General features: G+C 62.7%; 14 protein-coding genes. 2 read left to right on the forward strand and 12 right to left on the reverse strand.

Annotated features, from left to right (window positions below):
* Positions 1-39 precede the first annotated feature (39 nt).
* Both CDO35_RS18835 and CDO35_RS18840 read left to right on the forward strand, forming a co-directional pair.
* The gene (locus CDO35_RS18835; RefSeq protein ID WP_099526182.1) at positions 40-999 is read left to right on the forward strand and encodes a 2-oxoglutarate and iron-dependent oxygenase domain-containing protein; all 960 of its coding nucleotides are present in this window, start codon (positions 40-42) and stop codon (positions 997-999) included.
* 325 nt (positions 1,000-1,324) lie between these two features.
* Entirely contained in the window at positions 1,325-2,272 is a 948-nt protein-coding gene (locus tag CDO35_RS18840) for an adenosine deaminase (RefSeq protein ID WP_099526183.1), read from the forward strand.
* Positions 2,273-2,347: 75 nt separating this feature from the next.
* On the opposite strand, the gene CDO35_RS18845 is transcribed toward CDO35_RS18840, so the two are convergent.
* The 12 genes from CDO35_RS18845 to CDO35_RS18900 all read right to left on the reverse strand — a co-directional run bounded on the left by CDO35_RS18845 (position 2,348) and on the right by CDO35_RS18900 (position 14,243).
* Positions 2,348-2,884, reverse strand: a complete 537-nt coding sequence (locus CDO35_RS18845; protein ID WP_099526184.1) for a cytochrome b/b6 domain-containing protein — start codon at positions 2,882-2,884, stop codon at positions 2,348-2,350.
* The gene (locus tag CDO35_RS18850) at positions 2,884-3,150 is read right to left on the reverse strand and encodes a PepSY domain-containing protein (RefSeq protein WP_099526185.1); all 267 of its coding nucleotides are present in this window, start codon (positions 3,148-3,150) and stop codon (positions 2,884-2,886) included. Before CDO35_RS18850 ends, CDO35_RS18845 begins: the two co-directional genes overlap by 1 nt.
* A gap of 243 nt (positions 3,151-3,393) precedes the next feature.
* A complete protein-coding gene (locus tag CDO35_RS18855) occupies positions 3,394-5,508 on the reverse strand; it encodes a TonB-dependent copper receptor (protein WP_099526186.1) in 2,115 nt (704 codons plus the stop codon).
* Between the two features lie 71 nt (positions 5,509-5,579).
* Complete coding sequence (locus CDO35_RS18860) at positions 5,580-5,963, reverse strand: DUF2946 domain-containing protein (RefSeq protein ID WP_099526187.1); 384 nt, start codon at positions 5,961-5,963, stop codon at positions 5,580-5,582.
* 76 nt (positions 5,964-6,039) lie between these two features.
* Entirely contained in the window at positions 6,040-6,330 is a 291-nt protein-coding gene (locus CDO35_RS18865) for a c-type cytochrome (protein ID WP_099526188.1), read from the reverse strand.
* A 288-nt stretch (positions 6,331-6,618) separates the two neighbouring features.
* Positions 6,619-7,167 (reverse strand): putative natural product biosynthesis protein, encoded by a 549-nt coding sequence (locus CDO35_RS18870; protein WP_243699108.1) that lies wholly within the window; start codon positions 7,165-7,167, stop codon positions 6,619-6,621.
* A 75-nt stretch (positions 7,168-7,242) separates the two neighbouring features.
* Positions 7,243-7,608 carry a DUF2946 domain-containing protein gene (locus CDO35_RS18875; protein ID WP_158233728.1) on the reverse strand — a complete coding sequence of 122 codons (366 nt, stop codon included), beginning with the start codon at positions 7,606-7,608 and terminating at the stop codon, positions 7,243-7,245.
* A 48-nt stretch (positions 7,609-7,656) separates the two neighbouring features.
* Complete coding sequence (locus CDO35_RS18880; RefSeq protein ID WP_099526190.1) at positions 7,657-9,708, reverse strand: TonB-dependent receptor family protein; 2,052 nt, start codon at positions 9,706-9,708, stop codon at positions 7,657-7,659.
* Positions 9,709-9,776: 68 nt separating this feature from the next.
* Positions 9,777-10,223: a DUF2946 family protein gene (locus tag CDO35_RS18885; protein ID WP_099526191.1), complete on the reverse strand. Its 447-nt coding sequence runs from the start codon at positions 10,221-10,223 to the stop codon at positions 9,777-9,779.
* A complete protein-coding gene (locus CDO35_RS18890) occupies positions 10,223-10,711 on the reverse strand; it encodes a copper chaperone PCu(A)C (protein ID WP_099526192.1) in 489 nt (162 codons plus the stop codon). Before CDO35_RS18890 ends, CDO35_RS18885 begins: the two co-directional genes overlap by 1 nt.
* 32 nt (positions 10,712-10,743) lie before the next feature.
* Positions 10,744-12,705 carry a TonB-dependent receptor gene (locus CDO35_RS18895; RefSeq protein ID WP_243699110.1) on the reverse strand — a complete coding sequence of 654 codons (1,962 nt, stop codon included), beginning with the start codon at positions 12,703-12,705 and terminating at the stop codon, positions 10,744-10,746.
* 167 nt (positions 12,706-12,872) lie between these two features.
* Complete coding sequence (locus tag CDO35_RS18900; RefSeq protein ID WP_099526193.1) at positions 12,873-14,243, reverse strand: PepSY-associated TM helix domain-containing protein; 1,371 nt, start codon at positions 14,241-14,243, stop codon at positions 12,873-12,875.
* Positions 14,244-14,279: the final 36 nt, after the last annotated feature.

Below are 14,279 nucleotides of genomic sequence, written 5' to 3' on the forward strand. Positions count from 1 at the left end.
TGGGTACGAGAAGACTCGCAGCAACATCCCGGAGCTTTTATGAACAGCCTGCCCATCATCGACATCGCCCCGCTATACGCCGACGACCCTTCGGCCTGGCCTGCGGTCGCCGAGCAGATCGACCACGCCTGCCGCGAATGGGGTTTCTTCTACATCACCGGACATCCGATCAGCGCCGAACGCATCGACGCACTGCTGAGCGCAGCGAAGACCTTCTTCGCCCAGCCAGCCGAAGAAAAACTCAGGATCGACATCACCCAGACCACTCACCACCGCGGTTATGGAGCAATTGCCACCGAGCAGCTCGACCCGAGCAAACCGAGCGATCTGAAGGAAACCTTCGACATGGGTTTCCACATGCCCGCCGATCACCCCGAGGTGCTGGCCGGCAAACCCTTGCGTGGGCCGAACCGTCACCCGGAGATGCCCGGCTGGACCGAGCTGATGGAGCAGCATTACGCCGATATGCAGGACCTGGCCAAGACCCTGCTGCGCGCCATGGCCATGGCTCTGGAGATCGAGCACGACTTCTTCGACGCGCGCTTCCATGAGCCTATCAGCGTGCTGCGCATGATCCACTACCCGCCGCGCCACACCGCCACCAGCAGTGACCAGCAAGGCGCCGGCGCGCACACCGATTACGGCTGCATTACCTTGCTCTACCAGGACGATGCCGGCGGCCTGCAAGTGCGTGCACGCGATGGCGAGTGGATCGACGCGCCGCCGATATCCGGCAGCTTCGTGGTCAACATCGGCGACATGATGGCGCGCTGGAGCAACGACCGTTACACGTCGACGCCGCATCGGGTAATCAGCCCACAGGGGGTGGATCGCTACTCCATGCCGTTCTTCGCCGAACCTCATCCCGACACGCTGATCGACTGCCTGCCGAACTGCTCCAGCGCGGATGATCCGGCCAAGTACATACCGGTGACCAGCGCCGAGTACCTGCTGTCGAGGTTCGCCGATACCTATGCCTATCGGCGCGAGGAGGCATAGCAGGCTGTTGAAAAACTACCTGCGTTGCCATTGCTGCGTTAAAAACAGGCTCAAAATGCTCATTTACAGCTCGTAAACTGCGCTTTTTCGCCTGTTTTTGCCTTGCACTGGCGGCCTCGCCTACGTTTTTCAACGGCCTGATAGGGCTGATTGCCGCGTAGGGTGGATGACGCTTTTTTCATCCACCGCTTCAGCATCGTAGCCTGCACATCGGTGGACATGAAAAGCGATGTCCACCCTACGCAGCCGGCCAGGTGGCACAGCATGATCCTGTCCCAGCAGTTAAACTTTGCTGCTACCCAAGCCTGACAACGAGAACCCGACCATGCCCGAATGGCTGAATGCCCTGCCCAAGGCTGAACTACACCTGCATCTGGAGGGTTCGCTGGAGCCCGAGCTGTTGTTCGCCCTGGCCGAACGCAACCAGATCGCCCTGCCCTGGGCCGATGTCGAGACCCTGCGCGCGGCCTACGCCTTCAACAACCTGCAGGAATTTCTCGACCTGTATTACGCCGGTGCCAACGTGCTGCGCACCGAACAGGATTTCTACGACCTGACCTGGGCCTACCTGCAACGCTGCAAGGTGCAGAACGTCATCCACGTCGAACCCTTCTTCGACCCGCAAACCCACACCGACCGTGGCATTCCCTTCGAGGTGGTGCTGCGCGGCATTCAGCAGGCGCTGGTCGACGGCGAGAAACAGCTGGGCATCAGCCACGGCCTGATCCTCAGCTTCCTGCGCCATCTGCCTGAAGAAGAGGCGTTCAAGACCCTGGAACAGGCCATGCCGTTTCGCGAGGCCTTTATCGGCGTCGGCCTCGACAGCTCGGAAAAGGGCTTCCCGCCCCGTCTGTTCGAGCGCGTCTTCGCCAAGGCACGCAGCGAAGGTCTGCACGCGGTGGCGCACGCTGGCGAGGAAGGCCCGCCCGAGTACATCTGGGAAGCGCTGGATCTACTCAAGATCAAGCGCATCGACCACGGCGTGCGCGCCATCGAGGACGAGCGCCTGATGCAGCGCATCATCGACGAACAGATCCCGCTGACCGTCTGCCCGCTGTCGAACATCAAGCTCTGCGTGTTCGAACACATGGGCCAACACAACATCCTCGAGATGCTCGAACGCGGCGTGAAGGTGACGGTGAACTCCGATGATCCGGCCTACTTCGGCGGCTACGTCGGCGAGAACTTCGCCGCCCTGCACGAACACCTGGGCATGACCGAGGCACAGGCCAAACGCCTGGCGCAGAACAGCCTGGACGCGCGCCTGGCCTGAGCAAGAATATCGCCGCTAAAGCGCCTCCCACAATACCCACGCTTCGTGGGAGGGGCTTTAGCCGCGACTGTACACTCAGTGCTCCGAGAGCTTGCGCCGCTTGCCAGTCACCATCGACAGCGGCAGGTTTTCGCGCAGCCGATAGCTCTCGAACAAGGCGGCGGCGATATGCAGGCCGACCAACGCCATCAGGCCGTTGGCACAGAATTCGTGGATTTCCAGCGGCAGATCCGCGCCCCAGAAATAATCGACCTCCTCCATCAGAAAGCCGGTCACACCCAGGCCGAGCATCAACGTCATCATCAAGATCATCACCAACGCGCCCAGCGGCGAATGCCCCAGGCGGTGATACGGCTGCCCGGAAACCAGCGCACGCAGGTGCTCGCGCAAACGCGCACGGCTCGGCCAGAAATCCGCCCAGCGCGCCGCCGGCGTACCGACGAAACCCCACACCAGGCGGATCGCCAGCCAGACCACCGCGTAGTAGCCGAACCAGCGATGCCAGTTCTCACCCTCTTCGGTGAAGAAGTAGTTGGCCAGGAAAGCGCCGGCCAGGGACCAGTGGAACAAGCGCACCACTGGGTCCCATAGGCGCACGGTCGCGGCGCTCATCAGCTTTCCACATTGCTCTTGACGGCATCACCACTGACCGGGTCGAAGTAGATTTCGACCTTCTTGCCGTCCTTGTTGTGGCCGTAGATTTCGTAGCAGTTGCCGCCAGTGACCTTGAACTTCTTGATCTCGTAGCCCTGGGCTTTCAGGTCGGCCTGGAACTTGTCTTGATCCTGCCACTGCGCCTTGTCGGCGGTGGTGCATTGGGTAGCAGCGAAGGTCAGCGGGCTGGCCAGAACCAGCGACAGCAGAAGCAGTTTGCGCATGATGTAGTCCTCTCGGGTGCAGGGGAAGGTGTGTCTGCGGGTACTACTCTCGCGCTCGAACCTTAAGGCTCTATTAGCGCACGCAAAATCGTAGCCCGGATGCAATCCGGGAAAGGTGGGTGCCGTGCCCGGCCAAGCGTAGGAGCCCGCTTGCGGGCGATCCGCTTTGTACAAGCGCCAATCGCCCGCAAGCGGGCTCCTACGAGCGGATCGCTACGGTTCGTGCTCTGGGCTAGCGAAGGCTCAGAAGTCGAAATCGACCTTGGCCCAAAGGGTACGACCCGGCTCGTCGATACGGGTCTCGGCCGGGAAGCCAAAGCCCGCGTCGCCAGCCAGGTTGAGGTGCTCGGCGTAGTTCTTGTCGAGCAGGTTATCCACACCAGCGCTGAGCTTGACCTGCTTGCTCACGCGGTAGGCACCGTTGAGCGAGAGCACGCCGAAACCGGCGCTGTCACCGAAGTCCTGCCCCACCACGTTGCCACGCCCTTCGGCGATGCGCCCCTGGCCATCGACCACACGCCACAGGGCGCCGACGCTCCAGTCGTCGCGCTGGTAGGTCAGGCCCAGTCGCGCTTCCAGTGGCGGCATCTGCGGCAGCGCTTCACCGTCACTGCTGTTCTTGCCCCAGGCATAGGCCAGGGTCGCGTCGGCCTTCCAGTTGGAATCGAATGCATAGGCCACGCCCAGCTCGCCACCCATGATGCGCGCGTCGACGTTGTCGGCCTGCGTGCTCATGCCACGGTAGTCGAACAGGATGTAGTCGCGGATCTGCCCGACGTAAGCCGAGGCCCAGGCCTGCAGCTTGTCGTCCTGGTACTGGATGCCGATATCGAGCTGAGTGGTCTTCTCCGGCTTGATGCCATCGAAGGCGTTGTCCGCGCCGACTGGGCCATTGAGACCGGCGGAGAACAGCTCCCAGTAATCGGGGAAACGCTGCACGTGGCCGATGCCGGCATAGACGGTGGTCGGCGAGCCGGACAGGTCGTGCTCGTAGCGCACGAAACCGCTGGGCAAGGTATCGGCACGGGTCTCGCCCGCCGTCGGGTTGGGCGTGGTCATGCCCATCATGTCGCTGAAGTTCTGCCGGTAGTCCTTGGCCGAAGCGCGATCCAGGCGTGCGCCGGAGATCAGTCGATCACCCTCGGCCAGGCGCCAGGTGGCTTCGGCGAACACGCCGTAGTTGTGCATCAGCGCGTCCTTGTCCCAGGGGAAGCGATCAGCGTCGACATAGGGCATGCCCATCATGCCGCCGCTGGAGCTGCGCTGGCGGTGTTCGCTGCGCTGCGCATCGACGCCGGTGATCAGCTCGACGTCGTCCCACTTCCAGGTCGCGGCCAGGCGTGCACCGAGGGTGCGACGGTCGACCTGCGCCGCCATCGGCCCGGCCATCATGCTGCTTGGGTCCGGCACGCGCAGACGGAAGTTGTCCATGATGTGGTCGGCGTAGTTGTAGTAGACCTTGGCCTCGACCTTATCCAGCACGCCACCGAGGTTGCTGCGTTCGATACGCAGGCCGAGGCTTTCGCGCTTGAACTGGGTGCCGTCCATGCCACGGCCGCCATAACGCGCTTCGCCATCGCCACGACCGGCGCTGAGTTCGATCAGGGTATCGGCATCCGGCGTCCAGCCCAGGGCCACGTCGCCGTTCCACTTGTCCCAGCGCGAGGCGATGGTGTCGCCGTCACCGTTGTCGTAATCGTCCGACTGCGAGCGGTTGCCCATCACCCGCAGGTAGCCCTGCTCGCTGCCCACGGCGCCATCGATCAAGCGGTCGAAGCGACCATTGGAGCCCGCCAGCACACTGGCATGCAGGCGCGCGCCCAGTTCGCCGAAATGTTCCGGCTCGCGGTCGAAACGCACCACCCCAGCCGAAGCGCCCGGCCCCCAGATCACGGTTTGCGGACCCTTGGTGACGGTCAGTAAATCGAAGGTTTCCGGCGCGATGTAAGAACTGGGCGCGTCCATCCGACCGGGGCAGGCGCCGATCATCTGCCCGCCATCGGTGAGCAGCAGCAGGCGCGAGCCAAACAGGCCGCGCAATACTGGATCGCTGTTACTGCCACCGCTGCGAATCGCGGAGAAACCGGGAATGGTCTTGAGGTAGTCGGCCGCATCGCTGGCCGGCACCGGCTGGCGTGGGTCCTTGGGGTCGGCCACCACGGTCAGCGGCGAGCTTTGCTGGATTGCCGTGATCACCGTGGGCGGCAGTTCGTGCACATGCTCCTCGGCAGCCTGCAAGGCCGTAATGGAACACAGGCCGCAGGCGACGGCGAAGGCATGGCGCCAGCGCAGGTTGCGGGTGGACAGGGCGAAACGGGACGAAGCGGAGCCGTGGCCCCGGATAGCGAAAACGGACATGCGAATACCTGAAAGTTGGCAGCTTTTATTAGGTGTCGGGCTCGGCTGAGCCCTGGCTGGACGACCAGACTTCAGGTACGCGGAGAGGCTCTGGGGTTGAGCGATGGCCACTGAAAGCGGCTACGTGATGCGGGGCTGACGCGCGATAGCGGACGTATCGTTTCGCTGGCCAGCAGGCCGAACAACCCGAAGAAGGCTGCCAGGATGATGGCGCTGAAGCTGGAGCTCATGGCGCAACCGCCACTGCCGAACAACCCCAACGGCACGACACCGGAGCCGTCGAGATCGGCCCCGGCGCCGAAATTGCCGTCGAAGGAGCAGTACTGCGCATCCAGCCCACTGAGCTGCATCCCCGCCATCTGCCCATGACTGATCGCGCAGGCGAGCGCTGCGAACAGGACACTGAAATACAGCATCCAGGCAATCAGTGGTCGGTGCTGGCGGGATGACTTCATGGGCAGTAACTGTAGCAGTCGTGCGAGCCTCGTCGATCTGCGACTCAGCGCCGCATAAACCTGGGTGGCGGGAGGGTTACTTGGCCATCCAGGTAATCACGGCCTGGTAGTCCTCAGCCGAGCAATCCATGCACAGGCCGCGCGGTGGCATGGCGTTGAAGCCCTCAGTGACATGCTTGACCAGCGTCTCCATGCCCTGTGCCTTACGCGCTTCCCAAGCCGCGGCATCGCCTTTCTTCGGCGCGGTGGGTAGCTGGCCGTTGTGGCACATGCCACAGGAACGGTTGAACACGGCCTCAGGGTCCTGCGCGGCATTGGCCGCAGCTGCCAGGCCGAGGGTAAAGGCAAGCAGAGCGAGTTTGTTCATGGTTCAAGCCTCATCGGTTGCTACTGTTGTTCTTGTCAGCGACGGTCTCGTGCGCCAGGCGCAAAAAAGCGGGCCCTCCCTTGCGGGAGAGCCGGCCACCGAACACCGTCGATAAAGTGGACTTCGGGCTTAATCGTGGATGCCCAGACAAGACATATTCCAACCCGAAGTCCGCACATGCTATGGGGCTATCCCTGCCCTCTCAACTGCGACAAGCCGCCACAGAGCGCCCAGGAAACCCGTGCTCATGGCGCCCTACGACAGGTGTGGCGGTTTGTCGCAGAATTATCATTCCGGTATGCGCAACCAACGGCGGAAACCGCCCACGCCAGAGCGGCTCAACGGTGACCAGGCAAAGTCGTAACGGGCCGGCGGCAGCACCTGAATGTCTTCGTCCTGGGCGGCATCCTGGTTCTTCCAATCGACCAATGTCAGCGGGCGCGCACTGCAGGCGAGCAGGATGCCCTGAGCGGAACTGGCATCGCTGGTCACCCAGCGCGCCGCAGCAGCCGAGAGCAGGCTCTCCACTTGCTCGGAGGTGACCCGCGGCGCGTATTCCGAGAGCAGCAGCCAGCGGCAAACGCTGATATGAAAAGTCCAGTCCTGCGCGGGCTGGCGACGATAGGCCCAGATCATGAAGCTGCGAAACAGCTCCACGCCTTCAGGCGGGTCGAGTTTGAGCAGCGACGGGCACAGGTCGTACAGCAGGTGCCAATACGGCAGCAGCTTGGCATCCAGCGCGATGAACGAGCGCGCGTTACTCGGGTAGTCGGGAAACAAGGTTTCGCCGATGGCACGGCGCACCGGCGGCATCGCCTTGAGTCGATATGAACGCATGGGTTCATGCTCCTGATCCGGTTCAGCCTCGGCACTGCGAGGCACAAGAAGCTCGGCGAGCTTCGTTCGCGGTGATCAGGCAATAACAGGTGGCGCTCGTGACTGCGATGCGGGGAAACGCAATTGCAGTATGGGCTGACGCCGCAATAGCGGCGGTACAGCCTGTACCACGGAGATGTCGAAACGGCCCCAGTCCTGGCAGCCCAGCGCAGGGCTGTTGATGAGCAGTGAGCAGTAGGCGCAGGCATCCAGCGAAAAACGCTGCGGTGCATCGACCGGCGCGCTGCTGCTCTTCTCGTTGCCATCGTGGCAGGCCAGCTCGGCCAGCCACGACCAATCGCTGCTGTCGGCGCGCAGTTGCGAGAACAGTGGCGCAAAGGCGATCAGGACGAATGCCAGCAGCCCGAGCTGGGCGCCAAGCAGTCGCCTGCCGGCGCTCATCCGCATCAGCGCCAGCACCGCAGCAGCAGGCTCATGCCAGAAACTCCGTTACCACTGAAACTGGACGCCGGCATACAGCGCGCGTCCGGTGCCCGGGTTGTACAGTTCCGAGGCCTCGGTTGCGCTGCCGGCGATGGCGACGTTGGCGATATAGCGGGTATCGGCCAGGTTGCGCCCCTCCAGGTAGCCCGACCAACCACCGCCGGCCTCGTAGCCGAGCTTGAAGTTGATCAGCGTGTAGCGGTCGGTGGTCATCTGGTTGGCGTTGTCGGCGTAGTAGCCGTCCGGCACCCACTCGATGTTCGGTCCGGCGTAGACGCCGCTCGGATGCTTGTAGAGCAGCTCGGCACGCACGTGATGCTTCGGCACACCGGGCAGCTCGTTGTTGCCGTAACGCTCGTCGTTATCGAAGAAGAAGTCGCTGTAGGTATAGGCCGTGTTGAACCACAGGCTGTCGCCCTGGCTCAGGGACGACCTGAGCAGGGCCAGGCCAAAGCCAAGCTCGAGGCCCTGATGCACGGTGCTGTCGGCGTTCACCACGCTGCACGGGCTCCAGGGCGCCGTAGTCAGGCATTGCAGTTCGTTGTCGATCTCGGCGCGGTAGAGAGCGATATCCCAGTTGAAATCCTCGCGCTGGCCACGGCTGCCGACCTCGTAGGTGGTAGCGGTCTGCGCCTGGACCGAGGTGCTGGCTGGCGAGGCGAAGCTGTTGGCGTCATAGGTCGGCACCTCTGCACTTCGCGAGACATTGGCGAACACCTGCCAACTGGCATCGACATCCCACAGCACACCAATCTTGGGGCTGAAGTGGTCGTAGCTGCGGCGGCCGGACTGGTCGCCATCGCTCAGGAAGCGGTCGCGACGATCACGCACCGAATGCTGAAACTGCGCGCCGGCGATCAACGCCAGATCCGAGCGGATGAAGAAGGAGTTCTCCACATAGGCCGAAGCGTTCTTCGACTTGTCGATGTTGGAGGATGCCAGGTCGCCCTTCACCGCATTGCCCAGATTGAGGTACTGCTTGTTGTCGATCTTGCCGTTGTGCAGGTTCACACCGGCGATCAGCCGGTTGCGGTAGTCACCGATCATGCCTTCGTCGGTCACGCGCATGAAGCCGCCGTAGTCATAGACGTTGTAGTCCAGCCATTGGTAGATCGGGTGCATCACGTGGCGCTGCACGCCGAACACGCCCACATCGAGGAGGGTATCGTCGAAACGAAAGGTGGTCTTGTTGGCGACTCGCACCGCGTCGATGTTGCGCTGCTGGTCGAGGCGCTCGAACTCGGCACTGGCGCGGCGCGGCGACTTCAAGGCCGCAGCCTTGTCCACCTCACCCGGTAGGCGCTGCTTGATCTCGCTGGCACTGAGGTAGAAGCGCGTTTCGACGTCATCCGAAAACCGGTAGCCGACATTGCCGCTCATACGGTTCTGGCGCCCGTCGCTATGGTCGCGATAACCATCGAAGCGCTGCACCGAGCCGGTCACGAAATAGTCGAACGGCCCGCTGACACCACCGGTGCTGGCCTGGGACTTGCGATAGCCGAAGCTGCCAGCATCGATACGTGCGGCGAATGGCGAGGCATCGTGGCCGGTTGGCGTGACAAAATTGATCGCTCCACCCAGAGCGTTGGCCCCATAGCGCAGAGCATTGGCGCCCTTGTACACCTCGACGTGGCGATAGGCTGTAGGGTCAATCTCGAACAGGTCGACCAAGCCATCGGAGGTGTTGATCGGAATCCCGTCCATGTACACGTTGATGCCGCGATTGCCATAGTTGCGCGACAGGCCGGAGCCGCGAATCGACACGCGGGCGTCATCGCCAAAACGTGGTTGAGCGAACACCCCCGGCACCCAGCCGAGCACATCCTTGATCGTCTGCGCCGGCCCGTTCTTGAACGCAGCATCCTCGACCACCGCAACCGAGCCGGGCGTACGCTGGATAGCGTGCCTGGCTTGCTCCGTATTGTCGGCCGTCAGCGCGCGCCCTTCGGTTGCGTAGGTGGTGGTGTCCGGCAGCACGACACCCTCGGACTCCCCATTGGCCCAGGCCAGATTGCAGGCACCGACGAGCAGTACCAGCGCAGTATTTGTTGTTTTCATCAGAAGCGACTTCCACGTAATGGACTACGTATGCATGCCACGCAGCGCCAAGGCGCGGGCCGGCATGATCAAGCGATTGGAACGCTGGCGAGGAAGTCGTGGGGAGAGGCGCGAGGATTGAGCGCCGAACGCACTTGACGCGGCGGCGCTTGCGCCCGGTTGCCGAATGCGCTGGATGGCATCGCAACGGCCGGCAGATACTCCTGCCCCCAGGCGAAGGTATTCAGTGGCGCGGCGAGTGAGCCCGACGAACACAGTGGGCAACCCAGCTGCATGAACATCGTCTGCGTCGGGCTCTTGTCGCTTGTGGTGCCAACTGATGTATCAGCGTCGGCACTGCAAAAAATGCTGTCGAGCCCACTCAGGCTCAGGCCACTCATCTGGCCATGGTGCAGGCCGCAGGCGAACAGCCCCAACAGGATGCTCAGCAGCAGCATCCTGTTGGCAAAGGCCGGTACGAACGCCGCTACCCCAAGACGGGCAGCCAGTGTTCGCTCACCTGCGGTGGCGATCATCAGTGCTTGTGTTCGCCGTGATCGGCACCATGGTCATGACCTGCCGGAGCGTCCTTCTGCACTGCGACTTCGACCTCGACCTTGCCGGCCTTTTCGAAAGTCAGGGTCAGCGGGAAGCGCTCACCGTCCTTGGCCTGCTGCTTCAGGTTGAACAGCATGACGTGATAGCCCATGGGCTCGAACTTCACCTCGCCACCGGCGGGGATGGCCACGTCCTGCACCTGCTGCATTTTCATCACGCCATCGGCATGCACGTGCTCGTGCAGTTCAGCCTTGCCGGCCACCGGGGTGCTGGCGCTGAGCAGACGATCCGCTTCGCTGCCCTTGTTGTGGACGACGAAGTAGGCCGCGGCAGTCGGTGCCACCGGCGGCATCTCGCGCGACCACGGGTGGTCGATATGCAGTTGGCCTGCCTCGTACTCGTGGGCCTGCACCAACAGCGTCGGCAGCAGCAGGGTCAGGCCGAGCAGGGTTTTCTTCAGGGTCATGGGTGTTGCCTCCTTGTGGGAAAACGAAAACATCAGAAATCCAGGGTCAATCCGGCATACAGGGCGCGGCCGTCACCGGGCGCATGCAGCGAATCCTGAGCACCGTCCGGGTCGTACCACACGTACTCGTAATAGCGGTTGGTGACGTTCTTCATCTGCACGTCCACGCTCACCGTTTCGCTGACACGATACTCCGCGCCAAGATTGAGCAAGGTGTAACCGCCATATTGGCCGGTGCTGTTGGTACGCTCCAGATAGTAGTCGCTCTGGCCATTGACCCAGGCGCTGAGCTTGAGCTTGTCGGTGGCCTGGTAGTCAGCCCCCAGGGCGTAGAGATGATGCGGTACGTGGTCCATCTCCTTGCCCTTGCTGGCCGGCAGGTTGGGGCTCGCCGTGAGTATCTCGGAGAACTGCCGCGAGTAGGACAGCCAGATACGCGCCTGATCGTCCGGATACAGGTTGAGTTGCACATCGTGGCCACGGCGCAGGGTTTCACCGACGTTCTCCGAATCGCCTACAGCATCATTGAGCTTGCGCTGCACTTCGTCGGTGGCGTGCTGCTCCCAGTACGCCACGCGGCCATCGAGCCAGACCACCGGGTTGAACTTGATACCGGTCTCCCAGCCTTCGTTTATCGAAGGCTTGAGGTCATCGGCCTGACCAGCCAGCTTGTAGGCGCCGGAGCCGACACCGACCTGGAAGGTGCGCCCCCAGTTGGCGTAGAAACTGGCTTCCTTCCAGGGGGAATAGACCACGCTGAATTTCGGCTGGCGAATGTTGCCGTAGTCGTTGGCACGGGCCCGCTCGCCAGTCAGTTCGTTGCGATAGCCCCCCTCGATCTGATCGACGCGGTAGGCAGGAATAAACTTGAGGCTCTCCCAAGGCTGAATAACGGCCTGCACATAGACTCCCTTGGTGGTGAGGTCGAAGGCCTGGTCGCGGATCTTCGCCGTACGCACCTGCTCAGTGGTGCGATAGCGCTCGCTGACCACCTCCTGACGCTGGATATCCGCCCCGCCTTCCAGGGCGAAGTCATATAGGCCTCGCACATCCGGCCGCCAGGTCAGGCTGCTGATGGCGCCATACTGGTCTTCGTTGTTGAAGCGCTCCTGCTGAGACGAGGTGATCCAGTATTTGGTCCAGCGGCGATCCTCAAAGCGGTTGTAGTAGACCTTGCTCGACCAGGCCAGATCCTCGGCGACATCAGTGTCCAGATGCAGGCTGAGCTGGTCCATGCTGCGCTCGCCTTCATCGAAGGCATTATTGGCGTAGGACTGGCGCGGATCGTCACGGGCATCGTCACGGGTCAGGTAGCCGGCCTCCTTGGCATCGGCCTCGTAATGCCGGGCAATCAGCCCGGCACGCCAGCCGGCATCGGCGGTGTAGAACCACTTGCCGGCGAAGCTCTGCCGTTCGGCGTCGGCGTGATCGCGATAGCCGCCGCTCTTTTGGTAAGCGACGAAGTAGTTCTGCGACCAGTTGCTCGTCTCGATGCCTTTGACCAGTTGCAGCTCCTGGGTATCGAAGCTGCCGCTGCGCATGCGCAGCTTGCCCTCGTTGCCGCCGATGCGGGTATTGATGCTGGCGTTGCCGGCGATGTTATGCAGGCCATAACGTGGATCGTTGGTGCCGCGCACCACTTCGATGTCTTCGATATCCAGCGGGAAGACCATGTCGATAAATGGCATGTTGCCGTCATTGGTGTTGCTCGGAATGCCGTCGATCAACAGCTTCACGGCATTCACCTCGCCTTCGCCGTTGAAGCCGCGGAACGACAGCTTGCCGGAGGTGGTGCCCTGGTTGAACTGAGTGAGCATCACGCCCGGCACACGGCTGAACAGCTCCCAGCTGTATTGCACGGGTTGTTTTTCCAGCACGTCGCTGCCGACGTAATCCACCGAACTGAGGATGTTGTGGCTGGAAAGCGGCCCTTTTTCTTCGCCGGTAACGGTCACGGTGCCCAATGCTAGTGTGCTGTCGGCCAGGGCTGGCATTGCCTGCAGAGCAAGCGCCCATAAAACGAACTGAGCAGTGCCGGCCAGCGGCTTGAAAGTGAATCGCATGTAACTGATTTCCAACGTGTCGCTCGGCATGACGAAGATGCAGCGCCGAGCCGAATGAGTTCTGGCCTGGCGGAGTAAAACCGCCAGGCATCCATAGGTCAGGCAGACGGGGTACTGGGCGCGAATTGCCGCCGCAACAGGCCAACCAGCGCGTCCAGCCCCCAGACCAGCAGTAGCGAAGCGCCGACCAGCGGGAAGATCACGCCGAGCACGATCATCACGCCGATGGCGGTCTTCCAGCGCGGCAGGTCGTGACGCAGCGGGGGTACTCCGAAGCGCCCGGCCGGGCGGCGTTTCCACCACAGCACCAGGCCACTGACGGAGCTGAAGATGATCAGCAGGCACACCGCCGCCATCAGCAACTGGTTGGCCAGGCCGAACAACTTGCCTTCGTGCAGCATCACTCCGGTTTCCACGGTTTTCGCCACCGGGCCGTAGTCCTTCCAGCGCACGTCGGCGAGCACCGCGCCGCTGTATTGGTCGAAGTGCAGCGTGGCGTCGTTACGCGGGTCGTCAGCGAACAACGCGACGGTGTAAACGCCCTGCTCGCCTTTCGGCAGGCTGATGCTGTAGCCGGGCTGGACACCGCGCTCGGCGGCGCTGTCGACCACATGCTGCAGCAGGCTGGCGGAGGCAGCTGCGGGCTCATGCCCGGCATGGCCTTGATGCGCGGCATGCGGGTCGGAAGCCGGCAACGGCGTGACTTCCACCGCCCAGGCCACGGTTTGCTGACTGCTGCTGTTGAGGCTACCGGTCAGTTGCCCGGATTTGGGCACGTCATCCCACATCGCGGCGGGAAAGTGATTCCAGGCACCGGCGAACTGCGCACCCCAGTAGCCCGTCCAGGTCATGCCGGTAAGCAGCATGAACAGCAGCAATGCGCTGCCCCAGAAACCGGTCACCGCATGCAGGTCGCGCCACCACAGGCGCCCACGCGCGCTCAGGCGTGGCCACAGCACACCCGCCCCGCCGCTGCCGCGCGGCCACCACAGGTACAGGCCGGACACCACCAGCACGATGCCCCAGCCCGCGGCCAGTTCGATCAGCCGGTCACCAACGGTGCCGATCAGCAGATCACCGTGCAGCTTGCGTACTACCGCCTGCAGATTCCACAAGGCGTCCTGGGTGCCGAGCAGGCTGCCGCTGTAAGGATCGACGAACAGGTTCAGCTCCTGGCCGTCCTGATTGATCACGAACTGCGCGCTGCGATCCTGCGCAGCGGGCGGCAGGTATTTACTGACCACTGCCTGCGGATAGACCTCGCGGACAATGGCCAGTTGTTGATCGGCACTCAGGCGCTGCTCGGCGACCGGCACCTGCATCAGGTCGGCGTACATCCAGGTGTCGAGCTGCGGTTTGAACAGGTAGATAATCCCGGTGACCGACAGCAGGATCATGAACGGGATGACGAACAGCCCGGCATAGAAGTGCCAGCGCCAAGCCAGGTTGTAGAACGAAACTTTATTCATATTCGGCTCCAGGCACAGCCACACAGGCCGTAGTAG

This window comes from Pseudomonas sediminis, from assembly GCF_002741105.1.
GTDB classification, from domain to species: Bacteria; Pseudomonadota; Gammaproteobacteria; order Pseudomonadales; family Pseudomonadaceae; genus Aquipseudomonas; species Aquipseudomonas sediminis.